The 25,671-nt window shown below is 56.1% G+C and carries 23 protein-coding genes; 6 read left to right on the forward strand and 17 right to left on the reverse strand.

Annotated elements, in window-relative coordinates; all coding sequences use genetic code 11:
• Positions 1-25 precede the first annotated feature (25 nt).
• Positions 26-226, forward strand: coding sequence for an aldehyde dehydrogenase family protein (locus AC0V60_RS08885; protein WP_486178116.1), 201 nt, complete (start codon positions 26-28; stop codon positions 224-226).
• Entirely contained in the window at positions 165-1,478 is a 1,314-nt protein-coding gene (locus tag AC0V60_RS08890) for an NAD-dependent succinate-semialdehyde dehydrogenase (RefSeq protein WP_486178117.1), read from the forward strand. The genes AC0V60_RS08885 and AC0V60_RS08890 overlap by 62 nt, the downstream gene beginning before the upstream one ends.
• A gap of 382 nt (positions 1,479-1,860) precedes the next feature.
• Here AC0V60_RS08890 and AC0V60_RS08895 read toward each other — a convergent pair whose 3' ends face one another.
• From AC0V60_RS08895 to AC0V60_RS08910, 4 genes are all read right to left on the reverse strand, one after another.
• Positions 1,861-3,030, reverse strand: coding sequence for an alpha-hydroxy-acid oxidizing protein (locus tag AC0V60_RS08895; protein ID WP_486178118.1), 1,170 nt, complete (start codon positions 3,028-3,030; stop codon positions 1,861-1,863).
• Between the two features lie 549 nt (positions 3,031-3,579).
• Positions 3,580-3,750 (reverse strand): hypothetical protein, encoded by a 171-nt coding sequence (locus AC0V60_RS08900; RefSeq protein WP_486178119.1) that lies wholly within the window; start codon positions 3,748-3,750, stop codon positions 3,580-3,582.
• 70 nt (positions 3,751-3,820) lie between these two features.
• Entirely contained in the window at positions 3,821-4,567 is a 747-nt protein-coding gene (locus AC0V60_RS08905; RefSeq protein WP_486178120.1) for a hypothetical protein, read from the reverse strand.
• Complete coding sequence (locus AC0V60_RS08910) at positions 4,554-6,662, reverse strand: CHASE2 domain-containing protein (protein WP_486178121.1); 2,109 nt, start codon at positions 6,660-6,662, stop codon at positions 4,554-4,556. The genes AC0V60_RS08905 and AC0V60_RS08910 overlap by 14 nt, the downstream gene beginning before the upstream one ends.
• Before the next feature lie 360 nt (positions 6,663-7,022).
• Here AC0V60_RS08910 and AC0V60_RS08915 point away from each other — a divergent pair, with 360 nt between their 5' ends.
• From AC0V60_RS08915 to AC0V60_RS08925, 3 genes are read left to right on the forward strand one after another with little or no spacing between them, the layout of a single operon-like run.
• A complete protein-coding gene (locus AC0V60_RS08915) occupies positions 7,023-7,499 on the forward strand; it encodes an STAS domain-containing protein (RefSeq protein WP_486178122.1) in 477 nt (158 codons plus the stop codon).
• Between the two features lie 18 nt (positions 7,500-7,517).
• A complete protein-coding gene (locus tag AC0V60_RS08920) occupies positions 7,518-8,483 on the forward strand; it encodes an MBL fold metallo-hydrolase (RefSeq protein ID WP_486178123.1) in 966 nt (321 codons plus the stop codon).
• Positions 8,484-8,503: 20 nt separating this feature from the next.
• A complete protein-coding gene (locus tag AC0V60_RS08925; RefSeq protein ID WP_486178124.1) occupies positions 8,504-10,546 on the forward strand; it encodes a CHASE2 domain-containing protein in 2,043 nt (680 codons plus the stop codon).
• Here the strand turns inward: AC0V60_RS08925 and AC0V60_RS08930 are convergent.
• Both AC0V60_RS08930 and AC0V60_RS08935 read right to left on the reverse strand, forming a co-directional pair.
• Positions 10,543-11,172 (reverse strand): OmpA family protein, encoded by a 630-nt coding sequence (locus AC0V60_RS08930; RefSeq protein ID WP_486178125.1) that lies wholly within the window; start codon positions 11,170-11,172, stop codon positions 10,543-10,545. The genes AC0V60_RS08925 and AC0V60_RS08930 overlap by 4 nt on opposite strands.
• A complete protein-coding gene (locus AC0V60_RS08935; RefSeq protein ID WP_486178126.1) occupies positions 11,169-11,603 on the reverse strand; it encodes a FecR domain-containing protein in 435 nt (144 codons plus the stop codon). The genes AC0V60_RS08930 and AC0V60_RS08935 overlap by 4 nt, the downstream gene beginning before the upstream one ends.
• Positions 11,604-11,640: 37 nt before the next feature.
• Between AC0V60_RS08935 and AC0V60_RS08940 the strand changes: the two genes are divergently transcribed.
• Positions 11,641-12,054, forward strand: coding sequence for an ATP-binding protein (locus AC0V60_RS08940; protein WP_486178127.1), 414 nt, complete (start codon positions 11,641-11,643; stop codon positions 12,052-12,054).
• A gap of 11 nt (positions 12,055-12,065) precedes the next feature.
• On the opposite strand, the gene AC0V60_RS08945 is transcribed toward AC0V60_RS08940, so the two are convergent.
• The 11 genes from AC0V60_RS08945 to AC0V60_RS08995 form a co-directional block, all read right to left on the reverse strand.
• Positions 12,066-14,450 carry a glycosyltransferase family 2 protein gene (locus tag AC0V60_RS08945; RefSeq protein ID WP_486178128.1) on the reverse strand — a complete coding sequence of 795 codons (2,385 nt, stop codon included), beginning with the start codon at positions 14,448-14,450 and terminating at the stop codon, positions 12,066-12,068.
• A complete protein-coding gene (locus AC0V60_RS08950) occupies positions 14,447-14,848 on the reverse strand; it encodes a GtrA family protein (RefSeq protein ID WP_486178129.1) in 402 nt (133 codons plus the stop codon). Before AC0V60_RS08950 ends, AC0V60_RS08945 begins: the two co-directional genes overlap by 4 nt.
• Complete coding sequence (locus AC0V60_RS08955) at positions 14,845-16,935, reverse strand: hypothetical protein (protein WP_486178130.1); 2,091 nt, start codon at positions 16,933-16,935, stop codon at positions 14,845-14,847. Before AC0V60_RS08955 ends, AC0V60_RS08950 begins: the two co-directional genes overlap by 4 nt.
• On the reverse strand, positions 16,928-18,097 hold the full coding sequence (locus AC0V60_RS08960; protein WP_486178131.1) for an FAD-dependent oxidoreductase: 1,170 nt from the start codon (positions 18,095-18,097) through the stop codon (positions 16,928-16,930). The genes AC0V60_RS08955 and AC0V60_RS08960 overlap by 8 nt, the downstream gene beginning before the upstream one ends.
• Positions 18,097-19,137, reverse strand: a complete 1,041-nt coding sequence (locus AC0V60_RS08965) for a hypothetical protein (RefSeq protein ID WP_486178132.1) — start codon at positions 19,135-19,137, stop codon at positions 18,097-18,099. Before AC0V60_RS08965 ends, AC0V60_RS08960 begins: the two co-directional genes overlap by 1 nt.
• Entirely contained in the window at positions 19,130-19,987 is an 858-nt protein-coding gene (locus AC0V60_RS08970; protein ID WP_486178133.1) for a sugar phosphate isomerase/epimerase family protein, read from the reverse strand. Before AC0V60_RS08970 ends, AC0V60_RS08965 begins: the two co-directional genes overlap by 8 nt.
• Positions 19,984-20,976, reverse strand: a complete 993-nt coding sequence (locus AC0V60_RS08975; RefSeq protein WP_486178134.1) for an NAD-dependent epimerase/dehydratase family protein — start codon at positions 20,974-20,976, stop codon at positions 19,984-19,986. Before AC0V60_RS08975 ends, AC0V60_RS08970 begins: the two co-directional genes overlap by 4 nt.
• 125 nt (positions 20,977-21,101) lie before the next feature.
• Entirely contained in the window at positions 21,102-22,505 is a 1,404-nt protein-coding gene (locus tag AC0V60_RS08980; protein WP_486178135.1) for a cytochrome P450, read from the reverse strand.
• A gap of 100 nt (positions 22,506-22,605) precedes the next feature.
• Positions 22,606-23,052 (reverse strand): response regulator, encoded by a 447-nt coding sequence (locus tag AC0V60_RS08985; RefSeq protein WP_486178136.1) that lies wholly within the window; start codon positions 23,050-23,052, stop codon positions 22,606-22,608.
• Between the two features lie 9 nt (positions 23,053-23,061).
• The gene (locus AC0V60_RS08990) at positions 23,062-24,990 is read right to left on the reverse strand and encodes a sensor histidine kinase (RefSeq protein WP_486178137.1); all 1,929 of its coding nucleotides are present in this window, start codon (positions 24,988-24,990) and stop codon (positions 23,062-23,064) included.
• Positions 24,987-25,652, reverse strand: a complete 666-nt coding sequence (locus AC0V60_RS08995; protein ID WP_486178138.1) for a response regulator — start codon at positions 25,650-25,652, stop codon at positions 24,987-24,989. Before AC0V60_RS08995 ends, AC0V60_RS08990 begins: the two co-directional genes overlap by 4 nt.
• Positions 25,653-25,671: the final 19 nt, after the last annotated feature.

Below are 25,671 nucleotides of genomic sequence, written 5' to 3' on the forward strand. Positions count from 1 at the left end.
AACCAATACGAACCAAGGAACCGCTATGACCACGTATCCCGCAATCAAGATGCTGATTGGAGCCGAATGGGTGGAGAGCGGCGGCGATGGGTCGATGTCTATCATCAACCCGGCGAATGAACAGGAAATCGCGCGCGCACCCAAAGCATCCAAAGAGCAATTGGATGCAGCCCTTGCGGCAGCTGGCGAGATCGTTCCCACTCTGGGCGAAAACGCCAGCGATTGAGCGTTACCGGATCATCCGGAAGGCAGCCGATCTTTTACGCGAACGCACGCAAACCATCGCACGGGTCATGACACTCGAAATGGGCAAACCCCATGCGCAGGCTGTCGGCGAGACAGCTGGTGCTGCTGATCTGATCGATTTCCTTGCAGAAGAAGCCAAGCGTCAAGGGGGCCGCCTTGTCCCGGTGCGTAGCCACAACTTGCTTCAACAGCGTGTCACACAGGAGCCTGTGGGGCCGGCCATGCTGTTCACGCCGTGGAATTTCCCGATCAACCTATCTGCCAAGAAAATCGCCGGCGCGCTTTCGGCAGGATGTAGCGCAATCTTGAAGCCGGCTGAGACGACGCCGGGGACGGCGCAATTGCTGGCCGAGTGCTTTGTTGACGCAGGACTTCCCGCTGGCGTGCTCAATGTCGTTTACGGTGATCCTGCAATGATCTCCGAGCATCTAATCACCTCTGACATCACGCGTAAGGTGAGCTTCACCGGATCAACCGCAGTAGGGCGGCAATTGGGAGCGCTCGCTGCGCAAGGCCTCAAACGCTTCACTTCCGAGCTTGGCGGGCATGCCCCGGTGGTGATCGGCGAAAGTGCGGATTTCGAGCGGACTGTGGCGGCCTGTGCTGACAGCAAGTTCCGCAATGCTGGGCAAATTTGCGTCTCCCCCACCCGTTTCCTCGTCGCGCGCGGGATCTACGACAAGTTTGTCGCAGAGTTTGCGGCGCGCTCGCAGAAACTCAAAATCGGCGATGCTAGCGTAGACGACAGCGTTGACATGGGCCCTCTCGCGCACAGCGGCAGACTAACGGCAATGCAAGACTTGATGGCGTCGATGGGCGGCGCCGAGGGTGAGATCGTCTCGGGCGGGACTGCGCTAGAGGGTGCAGGCTATTTCTTCGAGCCAACAGTGATCGCCGGGCCTTCCGCCGGTAGCCGGTTGATGAACGAAGAACCCTTCGGTCCGGTGGCCGGCATTGTGCCTTATGACACGATCGAAGAAGCGGTCGAGATCGCAAATTCGCTGCGTTATGGTCTGTCTGCTTATGCGTTTACCGGTTCACTCGATGAAAGCCACTATCTGGGCGATTCTTTGAGAGCGGGCATGGTTGCAATCAACCACTTCGCGGTAGGCTCTCCGGAGACACCTTTCGGAGGCATTGGCGACAGCGGATTTGGTTCTGAAAATGCGGTTGAGGGCTATATGGGATACACAGAGACGAAGCTGGTCACGGTCGCCAAATCGGCGCCGTGAACTTCGCGTTTCGGTGATCGTTAGGCTCGTCGCTAACAAGGCGCCTCACCGGCTTTAGCGAGCGCCGAATACACCCGATACAAGCTTAGAAAACGTGCTTTGTTTAGACATGGGACGAATGCGTCCATAGTGCGCGCGGCGTGAGCTTTCGTCGCCAAAGTATACAGTACGGCCCATGGCATCTGGACCTGATGAGATAATGGTTGGTCGTTCCATTGTTTCGCGTCCCCGATTCGTTTTTTGTTATGCGGAGAAGCTATCATCACTAATGTGGAAAACTAAGTCAAAATTTAGCATTCGGCGCGGTTTTTTACAATTTTGGTCAATCAGGCGCGGCCAAGAAACTGTGTGCCTCCTCGCATGGCGTAACAATCGTTCACACTTAAGCACGATCAGTGCGCTGCGCCCCGGCCTCACGCACAGCTGCCAGATCGGGGTATCCGTTAACGGCCATCAAGAGATCAGCTTCAGCCAGCATACTGCGAAGAACCCACGAAGCTCCTTTTGCCCCGCCAATTGCAAGCCCGTATATGTACGGACGTCCTACCCCAACCGCAGTTGCTCCCAGAGCCAGCGCCTTCACCGCATCGCTGCCAGAGCGCACACCGCTGTCGAAAAGAACGGGGGTATCACCAGAGGCAGCAACCACATCAGCCAGCAGATCAATGGTTGCGATCCCTCCATTGGCTTGCCGCCCCCCATGGTTGGAGCAGTAAACCGCATCCGCGCCGTGATCGACCGCTTTGCGCGCGTCCTCGGGGTGACAGATGCCTTTTAGAACGATTGGCAAGTCGGTGACCGACTTAAACCATGCGACGTCTTCCCAAGTAAGCACCTGACCAAAGGTCGCAGCAAACAGCATGATCGCAGAGCGCGGGTCTTCCTCTGGAGGCTTCTCCAGCATGCCCCGAAAGACTGGATCAGAGAAATAGTTCTGCATCACCTTGCCGCGCAGCTGCGGGAAGTTGGACGCATTAAGGTCACGCGGACGCCAACCGGTAAGCCATGTGTCGAGCGTCACCACAATTGCTTTAGCGCCCGAGGCTTCTGCTCGCTTGATTAGGCTTGTGGCCAGTTCGCGGTTGCGCGGGGTGTAGAGCTGGAAAAAAGCGGGTGTGTCACCGCATGCATCGAACACATCCTCCATCGGATCGTTGCCAAGGGTCGAGACGCAAAACGGCACTCCCACTTCGGCAGATGCGCGGGCGGCTGCCATATCCCCATGGCGGTCCTGCGTTGCCTCTCCGTTGAGACCGATTGGCGCCATGAAAAGCGGGCTTTTGAGCTTCATCCCAAAAAGGTCGATAGAAAGATCGCGCTGCGTGCAATCGACCATCATTCGCGGGATCATACCCCAACGGTGGAACGCGCCCGAGTTGCTTTCCTGAGTGTGCTCGTCCCCGCAGCCGCCAGCGACATAATTGGTGAGCATCTCGCCCAGCGCCTCATGTCCGCGCTTCTCAAGCAACGCGAAATCAACTGGAAAATCAGGCAAAATCCCCTGAAGCCCGGCGTTATAGATTTCGTTTTGCATCCCACCAAAATTTTCCAAGGGGCACCTCTCTCCCAAACTGTACGTTGGATTAGAGAATGCGCCCAAGGAGCCGCTTACGGCAAGTCTTTTCGGTAGAATTTTAGCCGAGCCGTTCTTGCAGATGGGGCCGTCCACCTAGGTACCACGCATAGAACGCTTTAAGCGCCGACAGGACAAGTTGGCTCCGAGCGCTCAGTCCAAGCGGCATAGCTTTTGACGCCTATTTGAGCGCGAGCCATGAAAAGGCACAGCGGCCTGCGCTGATCTTCGGTACGGGCATTGAAGGGGGCTCCAAAAGCGAACCGGTTGCCCTCGGTGTCCGTTAGATCGGACGGCTCCCAATCCCCGCTCCTCGCCCAGGCGGCCGGCCCAACTGAGCCAAAATCGTTGGCGGTCTGCATCTGCCACTCGCCTCCAATCTTGTCAGAGAGGAACATTTCCCGCGCCCAGTCTGGCAACTCGTCCAAGGCTGCGAAAACTCGCCAACATATCACGGTCGGTCGCAGTTCGCTCGGTCGTCACATCATCGCCCCGGCGCCGCTTTATTCTCTCGCCCCGATCACGGCCTCACTGCAAACATGGACGCTCTGAGCGGCGATGGTCATCGGCCAGATTGGCGATCATATGGACGGTATTAGGGATGGGATTGCGTGTGCATGCAACCACCAAATGCACAAAGCGGACCCGCTCTTCTTCGAGCACGTCCGCCGCGCCAAGCGTGTCTTGGGTTTCGCCCAAGCCGCGACATTGCTGATCAAAAACAAAAGAATTGAGGGTGCTGAGCTTTCACCCAGCACCCCAAATCAAATCAGGAAGCTTCCGCCTCTGCGATATCACCAAGTGCAGCGAGCTGACCCATGCAGCCCTTTTCGGCCAATGCCGATGCCAGCGCGTCTGGTTGACGATAAGTCTCAGTCATAGCGACGATCTTTACGTCGACCGATGCAGGCGCTGTTTCTTCAGAAGCTGGACCAGTAATGGTGTAGGTAGCGCCATCAGCAAGCTTCATACCTTCAGGATCAAGAGCGCGCATGCTCTCTGTCTCAACGAAGTTCACATCCAGCGTCGTATCGCTGCCTTGAGGTGCGATGGTGTAGGTTTGACCCTCTGCCGCGCCAGGCCGCCATAGGCGCACATTTTCAAGGTTATACAGGCAGGTCGTGCCAGAAGCGGCGACATTGATGAGCCAAAGGTTTGGCATAGTCGCAGAGCTGCCTTTGCCGCCCCGCACTGCCCCTGTCCGGGCGCGGTTGGATGCGCCTTGGCGAGTCAAACGCGCAAAACGTGCGCGGGTCCGGGTGGCGCCTTCGCCGACACGGAAAGTTCCGGGGCCTTGCATGACTTTAGTGCCGCCATTGACGAGTACAGTAACCTTATCACCGGCACGAAGCGTCACTGTCGAGCTATCGGCTACCTTTTTGCCGACAGGATAGGTTCCCGCCGAAGGGCCTGTTGATTTCACCACAACACCAGCCGACGCTGCACCTGATACTGAAAGAACTGCGCCAGCAAGCGCGAGACCCAAAGTACGAGCCTTAATTTTATCCGAGAACATATGCTCCCCCATCGTTCAAATTGCGAATTCGGCTAGCGTAGTTTTCTAGCGCCGAATCCTTGGGATGACCAGCAACCACTTGGTCGATTAACTCCACTGCTAGTTCATAGTTGCTATCTATAACCTGAACAGCCTCTACGAGTTTGCGCCGATCTTCCTCAGGAAGGTCCGGCATTGGTTGGTAAATATCCACCGGCTGAGCGCGGCCGCGCAGGACAATTCGTCCCATCGGAACCCACCAGTCCGGATTGGATCTCTCAATAAATTCGCGGCTCGCTGACACGCTTGACTGAAGCGGCTTATTCGCCGCCTCAAGCCGTGCAGCGGTGTTCATCGAGTCGCCGAGAGCCGTGTATTGGATGCGGGTTTCTCCCCCGAAGTTTCCAACCACCGCCTCGCCATAATGAAGCCCTACGCGGGTCTTGCCGATTTTGGGCAAGTCGGGGTCCATCTCTGCCACTTCCTTGCGAAAATCTTCACCCGCCTGCCATATTGCATAGCCTGCATTCAAAGCGCGCTCTGCATCATCCTCGCGGGCGATAGGTGCCCCCCAAAAGGCCACGACCGCGTCGCCCACATATTTGTCAATAACACCGCCGTGGTCGAGTACGACTTTGCTGAGCATCTCGAGATATCGGTTGAGCAATTTCGCGACCATCTCTGGTTCGATTGCGTGGCTCATTTTGGTGAAGCCCTCAAGGTCTGAGAACATCACAAAAATCTCGCGCTTCTGGCCGCCGAGCGAAAGCAGGTCAGGCTCGTCAATAATCGCCTCGGCGATGTCGCGCGGAATATATTTGCCGAGCGCGCCTTGCGCAAATGATCTCTGCGCAGCCCCTGCCGAACGCGCCGCAGCGGTCACAACAGTAAAGGTGATAATCCACGCAACCAACCAACCGACCGCAGGCAGGCCGTAGGTATCGACCTCGTTGAAATGAAGCACAAATGGCAGACCGATATAGATCGCTCCCAGCCCGGCCAAAAGCGGCACAAGTTTTTGCGCTGGCCATTCTAACAAAGCGACCACGACAGCACTTGCAACAACCACAAGGGCCATCACCCATATGCTCCACATGGGTATCTGGGTGAGCCGTTTGCCGTCGAGCATTTGCGCAATGAGCTCACCATGGACCGACAACCCTGATGGTTCTGCTCCGGTCCATGAAGTGAATGAGGTAACGACGCGGTCGTAATCGAGAATGTCGCCGCCGATCAGAACATATTTGCCTGCAATCTCCTGCGCGACAAATTCTGCAACCGCGGGGTCAAGATCAAGGAAAAGCTCAATCGACAATGTCAGGAAAAGCGGCTCTTCCACCGCCGCCTGCTCGTCTCCGCCAGCTTGTGGATCATCTCCAAAATCAGCACGCAGCGGCCTGCGATATTCGATCGCGCCTTCGTAGCCGTTGAATTCTTCAAATGGGCCAGCGGCATCCTCGATCATAGAGCGCCCCAAGAGAGGGGGTAGATCGGCTACGATATCGGGCCACACGCGAGTTGCGCCAAAATCGTCGTCAAGTCGGATACTTGCCCGCTTGGAATTGGTGTCGCCATCTTCAATTGCGTACATGAACTCATCGAGGAACTGCTGCTGCTGATACATAATGTCATCAGCGTTCGTGGCCACAGTCGCATAGGCAACCGATGTGGGCGTCTCCATCGCGCGCAATGTCTCAACCAGATCAATATCCTCTGTTTGAGGTTGGTCGAAGAGAATATCTATCCCAATAGCTTTGGCACCCATTCCATCCAAATTGCGCAAAGCTTCTGCCAATGCGCCGCGCGGCAGTGGAGAGCGTTTCTCCAGATTGATCAGCGACTGATCATCGAATACGACCAGAACAATGCGGTCATCCTGCTCAACCAAATCCGCAGCAAGATAGGCGCGCGTATCGTAAAGAGCCCGCTCTGCATCGCTGGTGATTGCTGTTGGCTCTTGTCCGCCAGGCAAGGCCCAACTGTAACGGGCAATAAAAACGGAAAACAGAACGAAGATGACCATTCCGATAAGCTGAACGGTGCCTGCCTCGCGCAGTCCCCGCACGTTGCGCGCAAATGCGCCAATACGCTTCTTCTTGGCCGTCTCATCTGCCACTAAAGATCCCCCGCAAGCCCAATCCAAACAATCTCGTCTCTTCCACGCTGAAAGCAGCTTTGCCACTGGCGAGCAAGCTCTAAGGCGGGCCTTAGGGCCAAATCCCTAAGGTGCGGCGTCTCGTATACAAGAATGGCGCCGAAATTCTGTGACCTATATCACTCCGTGCCCAAGGGGCATCAGCGAGCAAGAACGCAAGTGCCTGATAGCGCCAAACCGACCGTGTAAATCCGGTTGAAAAGAGCGCTTCAGGCTTTGCAGCGCGGCTTCGTTATTAGCCACAATCGGGCGATCACTAGGAAAAAGTTCATTTTCTCATGCTTTGGTGAATGCAGACAATGTTGAGGCACTTAGTCGTTTATGCAAAATCTCTCTCAGATCGCCCCGATCCTTGGCGCATATGATCGCAATATAGCGCCGTATTCGCGCCTGCCACATACAAATGTGCGCAGGCCATTTGGCAATCGCGGTAAGTCACGTTATGCATACCCAATGTCAAACGACGTTTTGCAATGCTCATCTGAACAGCGAGGAAGCGCTCTTGTGCTTTTGCCTGAGGGCAGAGTGGACGAGACGAGTGCGGATGCATTCAAGGACTTTCTTGTCAGTTCGGTAGAAACCGGCCCTCAAACAGCCATTATCGACCTGTCGGGCATTGCTTACATGTCATCGCGTGGCCTTCGCGGCCTTACACTGGCACAGCGCGCCGCCGGGGACAGCGGGACGACCATTGTGCTGGCGTGTCCCAACGAGACAATGCGCGAAATCCTCAGCATAAGCCGCTATGATATGGTGTTCAGAGTGGTAGACACGATTGAGGAAGCTATCGGAAATTAGCATTCGTTAGGGGGGATTATGCAGGTCCGGTTTTGGGGAACTCGCGGCTCACTGCCTGTGGCGCCGCACGCATCGACCATTGCTGATAAGGTTGCAGATGCGCTTCTTCATGCATCGGGCAAGACGTTTTCAGATAAACAAGCCGCTCTCGACTACGCCAATAGCGAGCTCGATTTCGCGGTTGGGCAAGGCTATGGCGGCGCGACCAGCTGCGTTGAGATGGACGTTGGTAAAGGCGCGTTCGTGATCTGCGATATGGGCTCGGGCCTGCGCGAACTTGGCCTCGATACGCTCAAACGATTGGCGCAGGGTAACCGCCCCAAAGAGTGGCATTTCTTCTTATCGCATCTTCATTGGGACCATATCATGGGTTTCCCGTTCTTTGTGCCCGCCTTCGTTGAAGGTGCTAAGGTAATCATTCACTCCGGGCATTCGGACGCGGAAGCAGCTTTAAGACGCCAGCAAGAAGAGATTTCCTTCCCGGTTCCCTTCGATTGGCTCAAAGCCGATATCGAATTCCGTACTCTTGAGACAGGCAAAAAATACCCAATCGGTGAGCTGACGGTTTCCTTGACCAAGCAAGACCATAGCCATGACAGCTATGGATACCGCTTCACCGATGAAAACGGCTGCAGCGCGATTTATTCGACCGATGCCGAGTACAAGATCGACAAGATGGCTGACGAAGATGAGATGGCACAGTTCATGTCAGGCGCGGACCTTGTGATCGCTGACACGATGTATTCGCTGGCCGACAGCGTTTCGATGAAAGAAGATTGGGGGCACTCCTCCAATATCGTGGCAGTAGACCTTTGCCATCAAGCTGGGGCCAAGCGGCTTGCCCTGTTCCACCACGAGCCCACCTATAGCGATAGCGATATCGCCCGGATGCACGCTGAAACCGTTCGCTACGAAGAACTCGTGCGCGAGAGCAGTCCTCTGGAAGTTTTGTGCTCCTATGACGGGCTGTGCGTCGAGCTTTGAGAGCCGAGCATACAGGAGTGATGCCCCCCAAAACCAAGCGTAGGATCACAGCAGCAGTGCTTGCAGGCGCTCTGATTGGCGTCCTCCTCAGCGTTTTTGGCGGTGAGTTTCAGAGGCGGCTCGTCTTTGATACCTGGCAACAGTGGACGCAGCGCGAGGGAACAAGCGACGATGTGGTCGTGGTCCTGATCGAAGACCGCAGCGTTGAGGCAAAGGGCGAATGGCCTTGGCGCCGCACAGATATTGCGCAGCTTGTAGCCACCATTAATGCGGCTGAGCCCAAAGCGCTTGGCATTGATATCTTCTTCACAGAGCCAGACCGTTTCCGCCCTGAGAAACTCATCGAAATCGCAGCACAGGAGGGGCTCGACGAAAATCTGCGCGCCGCTCTCACGACCTTTCCCAATGGCGATGAACAGCTCGAAGAGGTCTTGCTTCAAAGGCCTACTGTCATGGCCCAGGTTCCCAGCAGCAAAGGCGGCCGGACAATTGACGATGAGCTGACCTTTGATGAGGTGCAAGGCGCCCCTCCCAAAGGCATCCTCACCACCAACCGGCTCCTTACCAGCATCCCTGATCTGGATGCCGCCCCTTCTGCGCGCGGGATTGTATCGGGGCCGCCTGACAGCGACGGCGTCGTGCGCCGCGTTCCTTTATCGGTTCAATTGGATCAATATGTCGTTCCCGGATTTGCCGCGCAATTGGCTCTGCTAGCACTGGGTGATGAGGAACCGATGGAGTGGCGGGGCAACCATCTCAAAATCGCAGGCAAAATGGTGCCATCCGATCCCCGAGCCAACCTTGAGCTGAAGATGAGCGCCGCATGGGAGCAGAACGTCATCACCGCGATCGACATTCTGGAAAACCGCTTCACGATTGATCAGCTCAAAGGCAAAGTTGTGCTGATCGGGTTTGGCGCAACCGGAACAACTGACATCGTGGCCACCCCTATCCAAAGCGAGATGCAGGGCACTTTGGTTCAGGCCCAGGCGGTCGATGCGATCTTGAACGGGCATTGGCTGTCGCGTCCCGGCTGGGCTAAGGCGGCTGAGTTTGCCATCGCATTTGCATTGGTTGCAGCGCTCCTTGCGGCCGGGCTTGGGCTTGCAAAATGGCTGTTTGTGCCAGTCGCCGTGACAGGCGCGCTTCTTCCCGCAGGCTCCTATCTCGCGTTTGATCATGCCGGCCTGCTGATTGATCCTTTGCGCCCGATTATCATCGCTTTGTGCGCTGGCATCGCTCTTGTGCTTGTGCGTTATGCCCTTGCCTTTGCCGAACTGGTCGAAAAACGCATTGTGACTGCCGAGCAGGAAAAGGAAAACGATAGTGCGCGCAAGCTTCAGCTCACAATGGTGCCAAGCGCCGCACGCTTAGCGAAATTGGGCACCCGCACAGAAATCGGCGCTGTGCTTGAGCCGGCAAAATCGGTTGGCGGTGACTTTTACGATGCGATGGAGTTGGAAGGGAACAGGCTCGCCTTTCTCGTGGGCGATGTCAGCGGGAAAGGGCTGCGCGCTGCTCTTTTCATGGCCTTGTCGAAATCTGTCTCAAAGAACAATCTCCTGCGCTCAAGCGGCGATTTGGAGGCCGCTGTGCGTCAAATGAACGCTGAGCTCATGGCCGAAGAAGATGAGGAGATGGACCTCACATTGCTCGTAGGGGTGATTGATTGCTCAACTGGCAAAATCGAAATGGTGAACGCAGGCCACGAAGACCCGATGGTGGTCCATACTGACGGCAGCGTTGACGTTGTCAAAATGGCCGGAGGCCTTCGCCTTCGTACCCTTGATGGCTTCCCCTACAGCGTTGAAACCCTTGAGCTTAAACCGGGCGAAACCTTGGTTATCATCACTGATGGCGCAACCGATGCGATGAATGTGAACGAGGACCGCTTTGGGCTTGATCGCGTCATGGCAGCCCTTTCACAAGACGCCGCGCAAACGGCGCCTGAGCGCGCTCAGCAGATCGCAGTCAAGGTCCGCGCCTTTGAAAAAGGTATGGACCCCGCCGATGATCTCACGATCTTGGCGCTGCGATACCTTGGCGCAGACGCAGAAGGTTAGCGAATGGTCACAACCGCGACACGGAAATCGCGGGCATTGTAAGGTTGGCCTGCATCAAGAACCGACTGCGCCCAGTTCTGGGAACCGGCAAGATCTTCGATATCCTCGTCGCTAACCGCGATATTGTTTTCTTTGATCCGTTGCTTCACCTGCTCAAGGACAGTTTTGGCCCGGCGTTCTGAAAGCGGCTTGTTGATCTTTTCACCGCCAGACACATCTGTATGCGCCGCTATCTCAACCTGGAAGCCGGGGCGATCTTGGATGTTTTCAGAAATGAACGCCTGAAGCCGGTCAAGCTCCTTGGGTGCAAGCTCGTTTTTTCCGCGCGCGAAATAGAAATAATCGCGCACCACCATGGGCGGAAAGCCCTCGGCGACATCAGTGTAAAACGGATCAGCCCTATCGTATTGGCGAACAAGACGCGGGGTTTTGGAGCCCCTGAGCTTGGCCTGCTGGCTAAATTCGCCAAGGAAAGCCTCGCGGCCGTCCTCATATTCGATAACGACCCCGCCAATATCTTTGCCCGCTTGTGACGGCGAAAGTAGGGTGACCCGCTCTTTGGACACGCAGCCAGCAAGAGCAAGCGCGGTGCCAAGGATGAAAAGTGTGAGACCTTTTCGCATCATTCATCCACCTCGACCACGAATGTTGTACCGCGCACACCAAGGATAGATGTCGGCGTTTTGAACTTCATCCGACCAGAACGCGCCAGGTCGCCTGAATCAACGCCAACCGTCCCGCGCTCAATCACCATCTGGGATGAGCCGGTTCTTTTCGCTCGGTCGAATTGATAGCTGGAAATGATCATACGGCTGCGCGGGCCAATCACCATGCGGGTGTTATCGACAAAGGTAATGCCCGCTCTTTGCCGAGCAGTTGTCACGACGATGTCACCCTCTTCGAGACGGAAACCCGATGTACCGCGATACTTCTTGCTGTCCCGCACGACTTCAATACCGCCAGCGGTCACATTCTTGATCCGCCCGATCTCTTCAGCGGCCACCGGCTGCGCAAAAAGCGCGAGGGGCGCGGCCAAAAGTAAAATGTAATTTCGCATGTATCCTCCCCTGTTGAAGCTGTGTTAGCATAGAAACATGGGGCACAGGAGACAGTTTTCAGCGTTCGTTACAAAAGATAGCAATTGTGCTTGCGCGGTTCGTCACGCTTTGCGGTTCACCCGCGACTTTCTGGCTGAATATTCTTTTGATCCGCGCCTTCAGGTAAAGCTTGTGATCCTCGTCGAAGAGCTTGTGACCAATGCCTTCAAACATGGAGGGAAATCGCGGGATCTAGCGCTGTGCCTGATCCTTTCGCAAAACGACTTGGCTGTGCACCTTTCAATCGAGGACGATGGAGAGGAGTTTAATCCGCTCTCCGCACCTCCCATCACTATGCCTGACCCTATAACCGGCGGCGGCATTGGGCTTGCGATTGTTCATGCTTGGGGTGAGGATGCGGTCTACACCCGGCAATCTGAGCGCAATCGGCTTGAGTTGACCTTGCGTTAGCCGCTCGCCGGTTATTGGCGCGCAAACAATTTGAGCTCGCACGCCGGCACAGGCGCAAAATCGTTCAGCTCCTCAGCGTCTTCCAAGCGGCGGGGATCAATTACCAAGATGTACTGCACGCCCCACGCATCGAAGAATGCTCTCCTGCCAGCCGTATCAAGCATGCCTCGGGCGATGTTGCGCGGCTCCATCATCGTGCGAAACCCGCCAAGGGCACCTGCTTTGGCGGCCAAGGTGTTGTCACCGATCACCAGAATGCGAGCGCCAGCGTTTTCACCAATACACCGGCGCAAGCGCGATACATCTCGCGGCGCTTCAAAAGCGGCCCATTGATGGCTGAAGGGCAGCTCTTTGTTTTGCGCACTCACAATATGCGAAAGGGTAAAGCCTGCGACCCAAAACCCAATGACGATTGCAAATATGGACGCAAACACCTGGCGCTGACGCGGCGTCTCGCCTTTGCTGATAAGCCACACACTAAGCGTCAAAGTCGCTGCCCAGAAGGGAGCTGAATAATAGCGATATTCTAGATATCCCGTCAGTATTTGCGGGACCATCAACGCAAACAAGGCAGCGGTAAAAATAACCACGGTGCACAAACGAGCGCTAGTATAAAGCTGGGCGGGCCGCGGGTGTGGCGCTTTAGCGCACAGGATTACCACACCGCCAAGTGCAGCTGAGGCCATCGCAAGGGCCAAACCAAAAGGCGTTAAGAGCAAGGCAAGCGCATTCACGAGCCACTGCCCTGCATTGCCCAGCACTTTCATGACCCATGCAGCAGGATCATCAAACACATTGGCCGGGGGCGAAAGCCACCAATCGGTCACAAATGCCTGCGGGTCCAGTGACGCCGCAATTCCGGCGTTGTCGGTGGCGAAAACAGCTCCAAAGGTCCAAAGCGAATAAGCCGCCCACGGCAAGACGGCGATGCAGGATGCTGTCAATGCGGCCAATGCGCGCAGGCCGCTTCGGGTCACCCAGCCGACAATCACAGCCATAAGAAATGGCAAGAGAGCTGCATCAAAGCGGTTCATTACCGCTATCCCTGCCAGAAGCCCAATCAGGCAAGCACGGGCGATACCGATCATTTTACCAGCCAAGAGATTCTGCAAAAGGAGCGCCAAAATAAGCAACTGTAAAGGGATTGTGCGCCCACCAATAAGCTCATCCCAAACCATTGAGTGAGCAAGCAGGAGCACAAATGCACCGGCCAATCCAAGCCAGTGCGCGCCCGTAATTGTTCGACCGAGCTGCTCTGAGACAAGAGCGAAACCGAAATAGCTCACAAAAGCGAGATAGAGCCCGGTGCGCGCACCCGTTCCGAGCAGCGCGTCGACGACTGCGATTGCGCTTGGCCAGAGTGGTGCAAAGGCGCTCGAATACTCAGAAACCTGCGAATAGCTGCGAAAATGGGTGAAGCGGTAGAAGTCGGAAAAAACCGTCTTGCTCAGTTCATAAAACGCCCAGCTATCGGGTGAGTAAGCCGGCGAAGCGATGACGCTTAGCAGGAGTATGCCCAAGATTAGACCAGCGACAAAAACAGGCCCGCGCCACCTTTCGCGCCGCCGGTCAACTGAGGTTGATGCAGGTTCCGGGGTGTAGCCGCCAGTGGCCGCCTTCACCGTCTCTCCCAAAAGGGCGAGCTTCGAGCCAAAACCGCCGATCTTTGTGGGCACGTTGCCGCTTTCGGGATAGCGTCTTATGACAGGCACATGGCCAACCTTCAGACCGAGTTGCCCTGCCCTTAGCGTCAGGTAAAAAAGAAGGTTGTAGACCTCAAACTCGGCGCGAAAAGGTTTAACATCGCTGTGGAGCAAATAGCGCGCGGAATAGGCTCTGAAGCCGTTTGTGGTGTCGGTGAAAATATGACGTCCGGCCACGCTTAGAATAGGTGCATGGATCAACCGGTTTGCAATCGCCCGCTCAAGCGGCGTGTTTTCCGCCTCGCCGCCTGGCAAATAACGCGAGCCTTGAACATAGTCACAGCCCTGGTCGAGCTTCGCGGCGAAATCGGCGACGGCCTCGACCCCATCTTTGCCATTGCCGTCGATGGTGACGATCCCGGCATATCCCTCACGCAGTGCCCACGCATAGGCCATGCGAAGCTGTGCGCTGAGTTTGCCGGGCCCGGTTTTGGTAAGCACAGCGCGGACGCCAATAGGCTCCACAAAATCGGCATCAAGCGAGCCATCGGTGGAACCGCCATCTGCAACTATTACGTCTACAGCAAGCCCGGCATCCTTTATGCGCGCCAACTGGCCCCGAATACGCTCACCCTCATTGATGACCGGGATGACAAGTGCGTATTGGTGCGCCTTCTCGCGGTATAACGCCACATCGTGGGTTGGGATTTCCCAAGCGCTATCATCAATTTCGAGGGGCTTCGCTGCGCTCATCGTGCTTGGCTCCTTGGCGCAGTTTCACCAAAGACAAACAGCTTACTCAGAGCAAAATTGACGAAGAACGAAATGCCCGCTCCGCATATCAAAATAAACAGAGCAAACGCCCCGGCAAAATAGGCATCAAGTGCGGCCACAACGGCTGCTCGCACCGCAAGAGTGATGGCTGCCACACATCCATACCGCGCCGCCCTGCCCAATGACAGCGCGCTCGTGCCGCCGTTGAAACTCCACAATTGATGCAGCACATAATTGGCGCAGGCCGCGCAAACAAAGCCGATAACAGCCGCCAGAGCCAAGGGCATGCCAAAGCCCTCATGGAGGCCGTATGCGATGGCAATATCAAGCACCACACCGAACACAGTCACCGCAAAGAAGCGCAGCATCTCGTTCATGCCCCCACCTCTTTGACCAGTTGGTCAACACCTTCGGAGATGCTGGGCAGCGCGTCATAGTCTATCGGGTCGTAGGTCCTTGCGAAACATGTGCCCCATCCGATCGCAGAACCATCCATCACCTCGAATGTCAGCCGCGATTCCTCACCCGCCGCCACAGGCACAGCGACTTCGACCATGCGGGAATTGGCAATGCCATAACGCGGAAAATCGCTCCATTTTGGGCTGGCTGCCGCGCGGGTCAGAGGCGATGCTTCGGTGACGGTGAGTAATGCCGAGCGAGAACTTGCATCAAACCCCTCGCGTTCCAAGAAGAGCGATGCCATCCCCGTTTTCGCGCCTTTGACCGTCACGGTAAAGCGATCGAACTCCCAATCGGTCATCTCGCATTGCACCTCTTCAGGGCGCGGTGATGCGTTGGTGCGCACCCACAAAATATGCTGATCAGTGCGGGCGATGGGCCGGTATAAGTCGCGCAAATTTTTGAAGAAGGACCAATTGGCGCGCGTATTCCATTCTGCCCAACCTGAATAATCCGGGGCAATCGTCGTCACTGCAACGGTCTTGCTAAACAGCAGCTCGTTGAACTCGATGCGATTGCGCTCTCCCAATGCATGGATGAGCGATCCCACCGGCGCAGGGCTTTTCGTCCCCGCCGCAATGTCGAGCGAGGAGGTATAGACAGACAAAAGCCGCTGATCCTCGGCAAAGCCCTTCTCGCCGATGAAGTGTGACAACCGCTCCATGCCCGCCAAATCCTCCGCCATTTGGCGGGTGACAAAAAAGCCCAGTTTTTCAGAGTACACGCTGCGATCTGTGCCTTGCATGACTTGTATAAGAGCGCTGCTATCGAGCCCAATCATCGCCAGGGCGGCCAGAGAGGCTGATATCGGCAGAGCCTTGGAGGGGAAACCGTGCAGAAGGCTCTTGGCCCAGGTCAAGATCGATTTTTGAAACACAATGATTGGGGCGCACACGCCAAGCACAAAGGTAACCGCGTTGTATTCAGATCCAATATGGCCGCCGACTTGCGGAAGAACCGCGGTGCCCAAAACGCTGGCTGCAACAAATACAAAAGCGCCCAAGCGGATAGGCGAGCCGCGCCCTTTCAGCCGTTTCACAAAAGCAAAGGCCGCGCAGCATGTAAGAAGGATCAGGCTCAGCGTAGAGAGCGAAAGGTTGCTGACAAAAATCCAAGGCAGGTCCAGCACCGACAAAATGCGCGTGTCTCTTGCCCAAGGCCCAAAGTACCAAAATTGGTCGCTGGCGACGTCTGAGAAATTGTATTGGAACCAGCCAGAGGGGGACCCCTGTGTGACTATCGTAAGCAGCGCTGTTGCTGACAAGACAGTCCCCGCTCCAAAGGTCACGATCGCCTTAAAAAGCAGCGCCGCGCGCTTGAACAATCCGGCGGCAAGCCCAATAACCGTAGCGAGTACGAGCGGGATACCGGCATCGTTCGACCACAAGAGCCCTAACCCTGCGACAACGCCCAGCCAAAAGACAGGAGTGAGCGCCCCTTGCTGCAAAGCGCGCCTAAGCGCCCACACGAAAACCGGTAAAACAAAGAACGGCAATGCGCCGCGTAGAGGTCTTAATGAAACGCCCGGATCAAGGGTTGCTGGATAGGGAATTTTGGCAAGACCCAGAGCTGTTGAGGCTGCGTAATAGAATACAAACACCAGCACGATCACCCAAAGCCAGCGCTGCGACTTGGGTATGGGCCGCAGCATCCAGATCACCGCAAAAGCGCCTGCGATACTCCCGATCAGGACCATCGTATACGAGGCAAAGGTGGACGCCCAAAGCGTCTCTCCAAAGGCTATGAACCCCGGCAAAAGGGTCAGCATGATCGTGATGCCGAGATAGGACTGAAACTCACTGCCAAGCGCTGCACCGTCAGCAAAATTGCTAAGCGCAAACCACGTCTGCATTGCCCCATCAATCGAATTGAGGTTGTGGTCGTAAAGCAATATCGCGCCGCGAAGTGCGGCAAGAATGAGGAACAGCACTGCCGCCCAAATCCATGCCTGCGGGCCGCTGCGCGGCGCAGATGGTGAGCGTAATGCCCCGGCCGCCTCAGGCATATTGAGCCTCGAGGACATAGCCGGAATGAGCCCGCGCAAATTCGGGCGCTGTGCCCTTAACCGCTTCGAACAAGTCGTAAATATTGTCGATCTTACCGCCCAGAATCGAGATCACACGGCCGCCATCTGGCGATTTGTGATAGAGAATGGGACGGCCATCATCCTGCTCATTTTTTACCAGAACGGTTTTCACATCATAAATCGAGCGGCGGTATTTCGAACCGCTTAGGCACGGCAAATAGCGCTGAGCATCGCGCAGCATAAAGGCATAGCGCGTGTCATATGCGCCCTGCCGGAACCGGCTCGCAAAATGGCGGTACGGATCGCGCGGTCCTGCCTCTTCGCTCCAACTTTCATGCGGTGTGTATCGCACATGTGTGAGCGAATAGAGGTCCGCAGAAGGGTACGGCATAGCTGAGAAAAACGGCCCATCCATAACGGTGACACCGCGTTCTTGCAGCTCTTCTGGAGGCTCTATCAGAGCAAGTTCAGCCACCTCATATTTGAGCCGGGCTTCGGGCAGATTGGCAAGGCCCAGGACCTTATTAATTTGCGCATAGGTAATGTTGAAGGCGTATCTGGTAGTGACTTCACGTCCGTCTGAGAGCCCTACTGTCACGCCATCGCGCCGCGCATCCAGCGCTAATACCTCGGCCGAAAGCCGCAGCTCAACACCGGCCTCATCCAGCCGCTCCGCCATTGCTTTAGCGAGGACAGAGTAATCAAAAGCGGTTTCGAAACAGGCAAAGACTTCCTCCACCATATCTTCGCCGAACAGGGCGCGGTCATTGGGTTTAGCCACCGCAATTGGCGCGCCCATATCATTAAACATCCGGTGGAATTTCTTCGCTGAAACTTTAGAGCGGCGTTTGGCAATCGCGTAGAGCATCTGAAACTCGTCGACCACTGCTTCGGGAAAATCCTCGAGGAATTTTCTGTGTAAAAGCATTGACTTAACTGCCGTCACAGCTGAACGCGGGTAGTGAAATCCGGTGTGCACCCGCGCTTGGTTGACGCGGCTTGCACGGGTCATCAAAGCATCGCCCGCTTCTACCAAAAGCACTTTCTGAGAGATCGAACGCAGATAAAGCGCAAGACAGCAGCCGTAAAAGCCGCCGCCGATCACGACATAGTCATAGCGGGCAGGAAGCGTAGCGCCCATCAGCCATCATCGCTCAGAGTTTTGGGGCCATTGGTGCGCGTCCAATTCTCGCTTTCCAGCTCAACATTCAGATCGACTGCTACTTTGCCAAACAGGTCGATGCGGTTGACCTCCTCCGCTACGCGCTCTCCTTTATCTCTGGCCTGTGCACGCAGCAGGTGCTGCAATCCAAGGCTAAGCCCAAGCGTCGACACCCCCATGAAAACAGCGCTCACCGCGAGCATTGTGTTTGTTGTCAGCCAGCCGGGCGCAAGGCTGTCAACCACGATAACCGCGCCTACAATCCACGCAGTATAAGCCAAGCCAACAAGGGTCAGCACGCTCGATGAAATGGCGACAACCGACAGAATTATGGGGGTTAGAAAAACCAGAAGCGTTTGCAGCAATTGCATGCGCCGTCCCACATCTGTGAAAGCACTGCGCGACGGCACCTCACGCGGCGCTCTATACGATGCAAGCGGAAGCCGGGGGTCGCGCGGAGGATATCGCAACGCGAGACGCGGCTCATCGTGCGAAAGCAGCTGGTTCAACAGTGTGCGCGGCATGGCTATGGATTGGAAATCGCTCGGGTAAACGGCAAAGCCCGCCAGCCGGCCAAGCGCGATAAATGGCCAGCTTAGAAACGCTTTAAAGGGCTGCGTCTTCCCGCAGTTCGCCAGCGCAATCGCATTGTGTTTCTCGGCATGTTTAAGGAATGCCAGCACATCAAGATGCGCCGCCTCATCCTCTTGCGCAATCAGGACCAGATCGCCGATGGCCTCTTCAGCGGCGATCACGCGCCTTTCATAATATTCCGTGCCTTTGCGCACCACGAACAGGCGCACATCGCTGACCTCTTCAACAATTGGCAAAAAGGCATCCTTCTGGTCGGCTTCAACCACAAGAACGATCTCGCGAAAGCGGTAGACTTGATCCAGCCGCTCAGCGATTTGCCTGATCGTTGCGAAGTTCTGCTTCGTGGCGGAAGGTGTTGCAAAACAAACCGATACAACCACATCCTCGCGCTGTTTGGCAAAGTCCTTGGAAGAGGGTTCATGCATGGACGGCCCCCTTCTTTGCGTTGCTGTGCCTGACAGCTTTTTCGAGCGCCGCAATCGAACTGCGGACCCCTTGCAGACCATTTTCGGGCCTGCGCATCTCTATCGAAATTGCTTTGTTGTATCCTTGGGCGTTGAGGGCCGAGAGCACTGGCACCAATCGCTCCGGATCGGCAGGAGCGGGAACCAGCTCCGGCTCGCTTACATGGACATGATTGAGCGGTGGCGTGAGCGATCTGAGATATCCGGGCACATTGTCAAAGCTCGCGTTCATATGCATCGCGCCAAGATCAAGTATTGCCGCAATTGCCGGATGATCGACGCGTTCGACAAACTCGCTCGCCTCTTCGAAAGTGGTGAGGAAATTTGTGCCGTAGGCGGCTGGGTTTGCCTCAATCGTGATGCACGTCCCGGCCGTTTTTGCTCTATCGCCAAGGGCGGTAAAGACCTCGGCGGCCTCATCCAACGCTTGGTCCATTGCCATATCATCTGGCACTTTGCGCTGCGCTGGCGATCCGAAAACGAGGTTTGGGATGCCAAACCTTCCCGCCAGATCAATCGCGCGGTGCATCCCTTCTATGAGAGCCGCTCGCGCCTCGTCACCTTCGAAGAGCCCTGCTCCCTCGACGCCGAAAAGAACCGATTGCATCGAGACCAGCGCGAACCCATGATCGTTTACCTCTGCTAAGGCCTCGCGCGCTGCATGCTCACCAGGCACGAATGGGTCAGCGCTTTTGTGGAAGAACAAGCCGGGTGCAATTTCAAGCCCGCCAAAGCCTGCATCGGCCATAGCGTCGTAGGCCTCAAAGCGCTCTTGCGGGGACCACGCGATGTTGGAGATCGCAAGGTTCATGCCTGCCCCTTTTCGCTTTCGAAGAACGCGCTAAGACGCTCTAATGTGGTTTTTGCGCCGAACAGGTAAGGCGCGTGTGAACCCCACAATCCGGCGTGTTCACTGTGCATGTCTTCGCTATGCAACCGCGCTCCGGTTTCGGGCATTTCTTCACCGGTCAACCGCTTGTGGATTTCGCTCGCTTTGAGAGGCTGCGAGGCGCAGTGGAGATGGGTGAGACTATGCTGCACTGCTACGCCAATATCGCTCCAGAGCCGTTCGATTTCATAATATTGATAGGTGGTTTCGCGATTGTGGAATTGGACGGCAGACGCACCAAGAGCCTTGATCTCGCGCTCCAATTCGCCTCGGCGCGCATCGCTGTTGAGCACCGCGCGATCGAGTTTTGGAAGGCCAGTGGCTTCATCGGGTTTATAGAGAGCCTTGACCCAATCGTGATATGCGCGCGGTAGTCCGTCAGACAGGCTAGCAAGCTTCTCTGCGTTTAGCAGTGAGGGAACCGGATTGAGCAGGTCAAAGATGAAGTTCTTGCGCAACCCATGCCCGAACAATGCAGGTAGACGCACGATCAGACTTCTCTCGAAGTTATCCTCGACAAAGGCCTCAAGCTCGCGCCGGTGCCGGCCATAGGCGAGGGTTTCTTGAAAGTCGTTGGTGCTTTCCGTGTGACCTCCGGCAAAGTCAGACAGAACCGCAATGGATGATATCAGGATGAAGCGCTCGGCCTTGACCTTGGACAGTCGCTCGATCAGCCCGTGGATCTGAGCACGGTCCCGCTCAGGCGCGCTGTTAGCCTCGATCATGGAGCCCGGCGCTGCGGCGCACACCAGCGTGCCGAAGGACTGCCCCTCAATGTCATCGACGTTCGCGCTGTTGAATTGGGCTTCAAATGCGGTTTGGCGCAGCAGCGCAGACCCCACGAAACCTGTCGCTCCCAAAAGACCGTTTACGGCGCTTTCGCCAGTCAGTTCCTGTGTTGAGCATGTCATCGAACAATCCGACCGTTCGGCCCTCGGGCTTGGTGAACCAAAAATTCACCAACGGCCCTAACGAAGATTGCTGAGGAATCTGTTAATTACGTCCCTGCTTGTGAGCGAATGGAAAAGCGTTTGTCTCAAATAGACATGGGCTCTGGGAAGCGCCGGGCGATGTTCAGTCGCATCCCATCCTGAGGCCTCAAGGTGATGCGCGACTTGGGATAGGGGATGAACCCGGGCACCGGGGCGAAGCTTACATGCCGCATCACATGAGCAAGGATTGTAACCGCCTCCATCATCGCAAATCGCTTACCAATGCAGATTCGCGGACCGCCGGAAAATGGAATGTACTGATAACGGTGATGCGAAGCGGAGCGCTCTTTTGAGAACCGTTCAGGATCGAAGCTATCTGGATTTTCCCAAAGCTTTTCATGGCGGTGCATCGGATAGATCGCAAGAATGACTTGATCGCCTTCATTCACTGACACATTGGTCAATTGCTGGTCATGCGCTGCAACCCGTCCCATGGCAGGGGCTGGCGGATAAAGCCGCATCGCCTCTTTGATGACCCACTCATGCGCTTGGAGCTGCGGCAGATGCTGTGCACTTACATCGCCGTCACCACACACATCGCGCGCTTCTGCAACCAGCCGCTCCTGCCACTCAGGCGCGTGCGAAAGCAAATATGACGCCCATGTCAAAGCAAGCGAGGTTGTCTCATGGCCTGCACCGATAAAGGTGATGATATTGTCGCGAAGCTCCAAATCGCTCAGGCCTTTACCGGTTTCCGGGTCTGCCGCTTCCAGCAAGAGCTGCAACAGATCGGCCCGCGATATCCCGCTCTCACGCCGGGCTTGAACCGCCCGAACGGCATCGCGCCTGAGCCGCTCAACCGCCGCGCGCCCCTTTGCGCCCCATGGCCGAGGCACATTTACAAGGCCAGGCACGAAATCGAACAGATCAATCTTGCCGAGAGTTTCAAGGAATAGCGATACATCTTGGGCAATCCGCTCGGCATCAAATGTCCGTTCATCCCCTGATAGCAAAGCGCCGGCAATGATCTCGAATGTCGCATCAATCATATATGGTAAAACGTCGCCTTCGCTCGCGGTTTCACCATCACGGCGCGCTGCGGCGATACGGCTCGCCACTTTACGTGCGGCGTCGTTCATATCAGGCAAGAGATCGTTAAGCCGGTCGTTCCGAAACGCTGGCGCTGCGGCTTTTCGCTGGGCTTTCCAGTCATGACCCTCCGCTGTCAAAAGGCCGTTCCCTGTCGCACCGGACAAGAGACGGTGCTCCACTTCTCCTTTGGGAAAAGCGTCTTGGTGCGTGAGCAATACTTCCTGAATTGTCTGAGGATCGCTCGTGTAAATCACTTTGCGCCCCAATACCACACGCTCAAAATGGTGTTCTCGGTAGAGTTGCGAAGAGAAAACCTCGACCGGGTTGCGAAGCAGTTTTCGGATGGCAGCAAACAGCGAGGCATCATCGGAAATGCGGTTCACGGATACAGGTTCAAACAGAGGTGCGCTGGCCATGATCGTTCCTTGGATTGCTCATTCCGCATGCGCTATGGGGCAAGTGCGTGCTGAAGACGAACCAGAAAAAAGGCAAACTTATCAACTCGAAGCCAGGGCGCTAACTGGTGCCCGCTGAGCGCAGCCGATCATAAAGGAGACGCGTTTCGAGCAGGTTCGAAATCCTAAGTCCCACCTCGATGACATCGAAAGGCTTGGCGACAAAATCCTTCGCTCCAAGAGCCAAGGCCTTCCGGCGCGCCTGTATAGTGGTGTCCGCTGTGAGGACCAGAACGGGGCGAAATTCATCAGCTGCATCGTGACGCGAAAATGCCTCGAGCAGCTGAAAACCATCAACCTCTGGCATCATCAGATCAAGCAGCACCAAGTCGGGCTGCAAATCGATATAAGATTGCAGCGCCTTGCTCGACTGTGTCAGGCAGTGAATGTCCTGATAGCCCTCGCGCTCAAGCAGGTTTCGAAGCAGCATGACGTTGGCTTCCTCGTCGTCAATCACTAGGATACGGCGCGCAAGGATTTCCTTAGGATCAATCAGTTGGGCTGGCATAGCCCTTCCTTACTCTGCTGTTTGCTGTGCGTCGAGCGGGTGGTTCTTTGCGGGCAGGGAAAACCAGAAACGCGCACCCTTGGCCAGTGGCGTATAGTCCAGAACCCCGCCCATGGATTCCACCAGACTCTTTGAAAGAGCAAGGCCAAGGCCAGTCCCTTCGCTATGCGAGTTTTTCTGCTGGCCAAGCCGGTCAAAGGCGGTGAACAGCCGCGCGCGGTCTGAGGCCGCGACGCCGGGCCCATCGTCCTCGACAAATATTTTGACCTCATCGCTTTCGCTGCCTGCACCCAGCCTTACAAATGCACCATCAAGGTTATATTTGGCGGCATTGCTAACAAGGTTCAAAATAACCTGGGTCGTGCGTCTTCTATCCGCCTGAATGCGCATATCCTTTGCTGGCAATTCCACTTCAAAACGAAGACCTGCGCTGGTCACAATCGGAGCAGCAAGATCGCGTATTTCCTCTAGTAGATCAGCGATATTGACCTCTTCAATCTCAACCTCCTCGGCGCCTGCCTCAATGCTGGAGATGTTGAGAAGGTCATTGATGAGCGCAAGCAAATGGCGTCCCGCTTTTGCGATTTGCTGGACCGCGTCGCGGTGCGGCTTGGCAAAATCCTGCTCGTCGATTTCAAGCAGCTGACCAAAGCCCAAAATAGCATTAAGGGGCGTGCGAAGTTCGTGACTGGTGCGGGAGAGAAACTCGCTTTTCGCAAGGTTCGCCGCCTCTGCTTCTTCACGCGCTTGCCTCAAATCTTCTTCGCTGCGCCGACGTTCTGTCATATCGCGCGTAACTTTGGCAAAACCTTGCAATGCGCCGCTTTCATCGCGCAGCGCGGTAATCACAACATCGGCCCAAAACTGCGTTCCGTCCTTGCGGATGCGCCAGCCCTCATCCTCGGCGGTGCCTTCTTCTTTTGCGCGTTCAAGCATTTTATCTGGCATGAACTCGCGTGTATCTTCGGGGTAGAACATGCTGAAATGTTTCCCCAGAACCTCCTCTGTTTGCCACCCCTTGATACGTGTCGCACCAAGGTTCCAGCTTGCAACAACACCCTTTTGGTCAAGCGCAAAAATGCCGTAGTCACGCACCTGTTCAATCACGAGACGGAAGCGCTCTTCGCTTGCCTTCAGATCGTCTTCGCGTTTGCGCAAAAGGGCGCTCGCCCGCGACATTCCGCGCGCCAACCGGCCCAGCTCATCAGCCTCGTCGGGCGGAGCCTCCAGGCGCTCTCCTCGCGCCAAAAGCTCTGCATCGCCCTCTAGCTTGCTCACCCGGCGCACGATGCCAGTGGAGAAGAGATAAACGGCCGCAAAACTGCCCAGAAGGCCGATTATCGCACTGACCGCGGTAAGCGTAAGAAAGCGCGTGCGCACGTCGTCCACAAGGGCACGCCTGCGATCAAGGACGATGCCCTCGAGCCGCTGGATATTGTCAATTTCCGCTCTGACCGCATCCAGCGCAAGCTTATTGGCAACCAGCGCTTCTTCGATTTGCTCCAGGCTCGGCTGTGCGGCCCCTTGCGCCAAGGCGATTGTGGTACGAAGGCCGTCGCGCTTTACCTGTGTCACCTCCAGAAGCTCAATAAAACGCGGGCGAACGGTTTCGTCCTCAATCGCTTGTTCAAGCCGCGTCAGGGTTGCGGGTAAGTCCTCTTCAGCCGTGTAGTAGGGTGCCAGAAATCGCTCTTCACGCGTCAGAGCATATCCGCGAACGCCTGCCGCCGCTTCGGCGAGCATAGCGTGTACCTGATAGACGTCGCGCTGAATTGCAAAGGCGCGGCGCACGTCGTCTTCGGCGCGGCTCTCAGCGCTTGATGCAAGGTAAAGCGAAAACAATGCACCCAGCAAAACCGCAAGCGGCAATGCCACGACGACAAGGCCTTTGATCGCAAGCGGGCGGTCAGTCCAAAACCTGATCGAACCTTTACTCATACACCGCCGGTGTGATCAGATTTGAGCTTGGTTGCAAGCACAGCGGCCTGTGTCCGGTCTGCGACGCCCAATTTTGCTATCAGCCGTTCGACATGGACTTTGACCGTAGCCGGGCTGATCCCGAGATTGCGCGCGATTTCCTTGTTGGTGAGACCTTCTGCGACCAGTTCCACCACCTCGCGCTCACGGGCTGTCAGTATCTTGCTGAGATCGCCCGAAGCAGCTGAGGTCGCGGTACTATTCATCGCCGCGCTTACAAGGTCGAGAGGAATGGCAGAGCGTCCGTCCAAAACCTGCTCAATCGCGCTTCGTAAATCGCCAATTTGTGTGTCTTTGAGGACATACCCCGCAGCGCCCGCTGCAAGAGCGGTGCGCACATAACCCGGCATGTCGTGCAGGGTCAGCATGATGACCTTTGTATGCAATTCGAGTGCCGCGATGCGTCGGGTTGCCTCAAGACCATCTATCCCGTCGCCTAGCCGGACATCCATCAGAACGATATCCGGCACTACATCGCGCACAATCTCAATGGCTTCTTCGCCAGTGCTGGCGAGATGAATGTCCTTAAAGTCGTCACCTGCCAGGACCGCGCGCAGGCCCTCCCGCGCCAGTTGATGATCATCAACAATGAGTATGCTGGGAGAGGGGGCTGCGTCAGGCATTAAGCGTACTCACATAAAG

The sequence above is a fragment of the Erythrobacter sp. S259 genome (assembly GCF_057364965.1).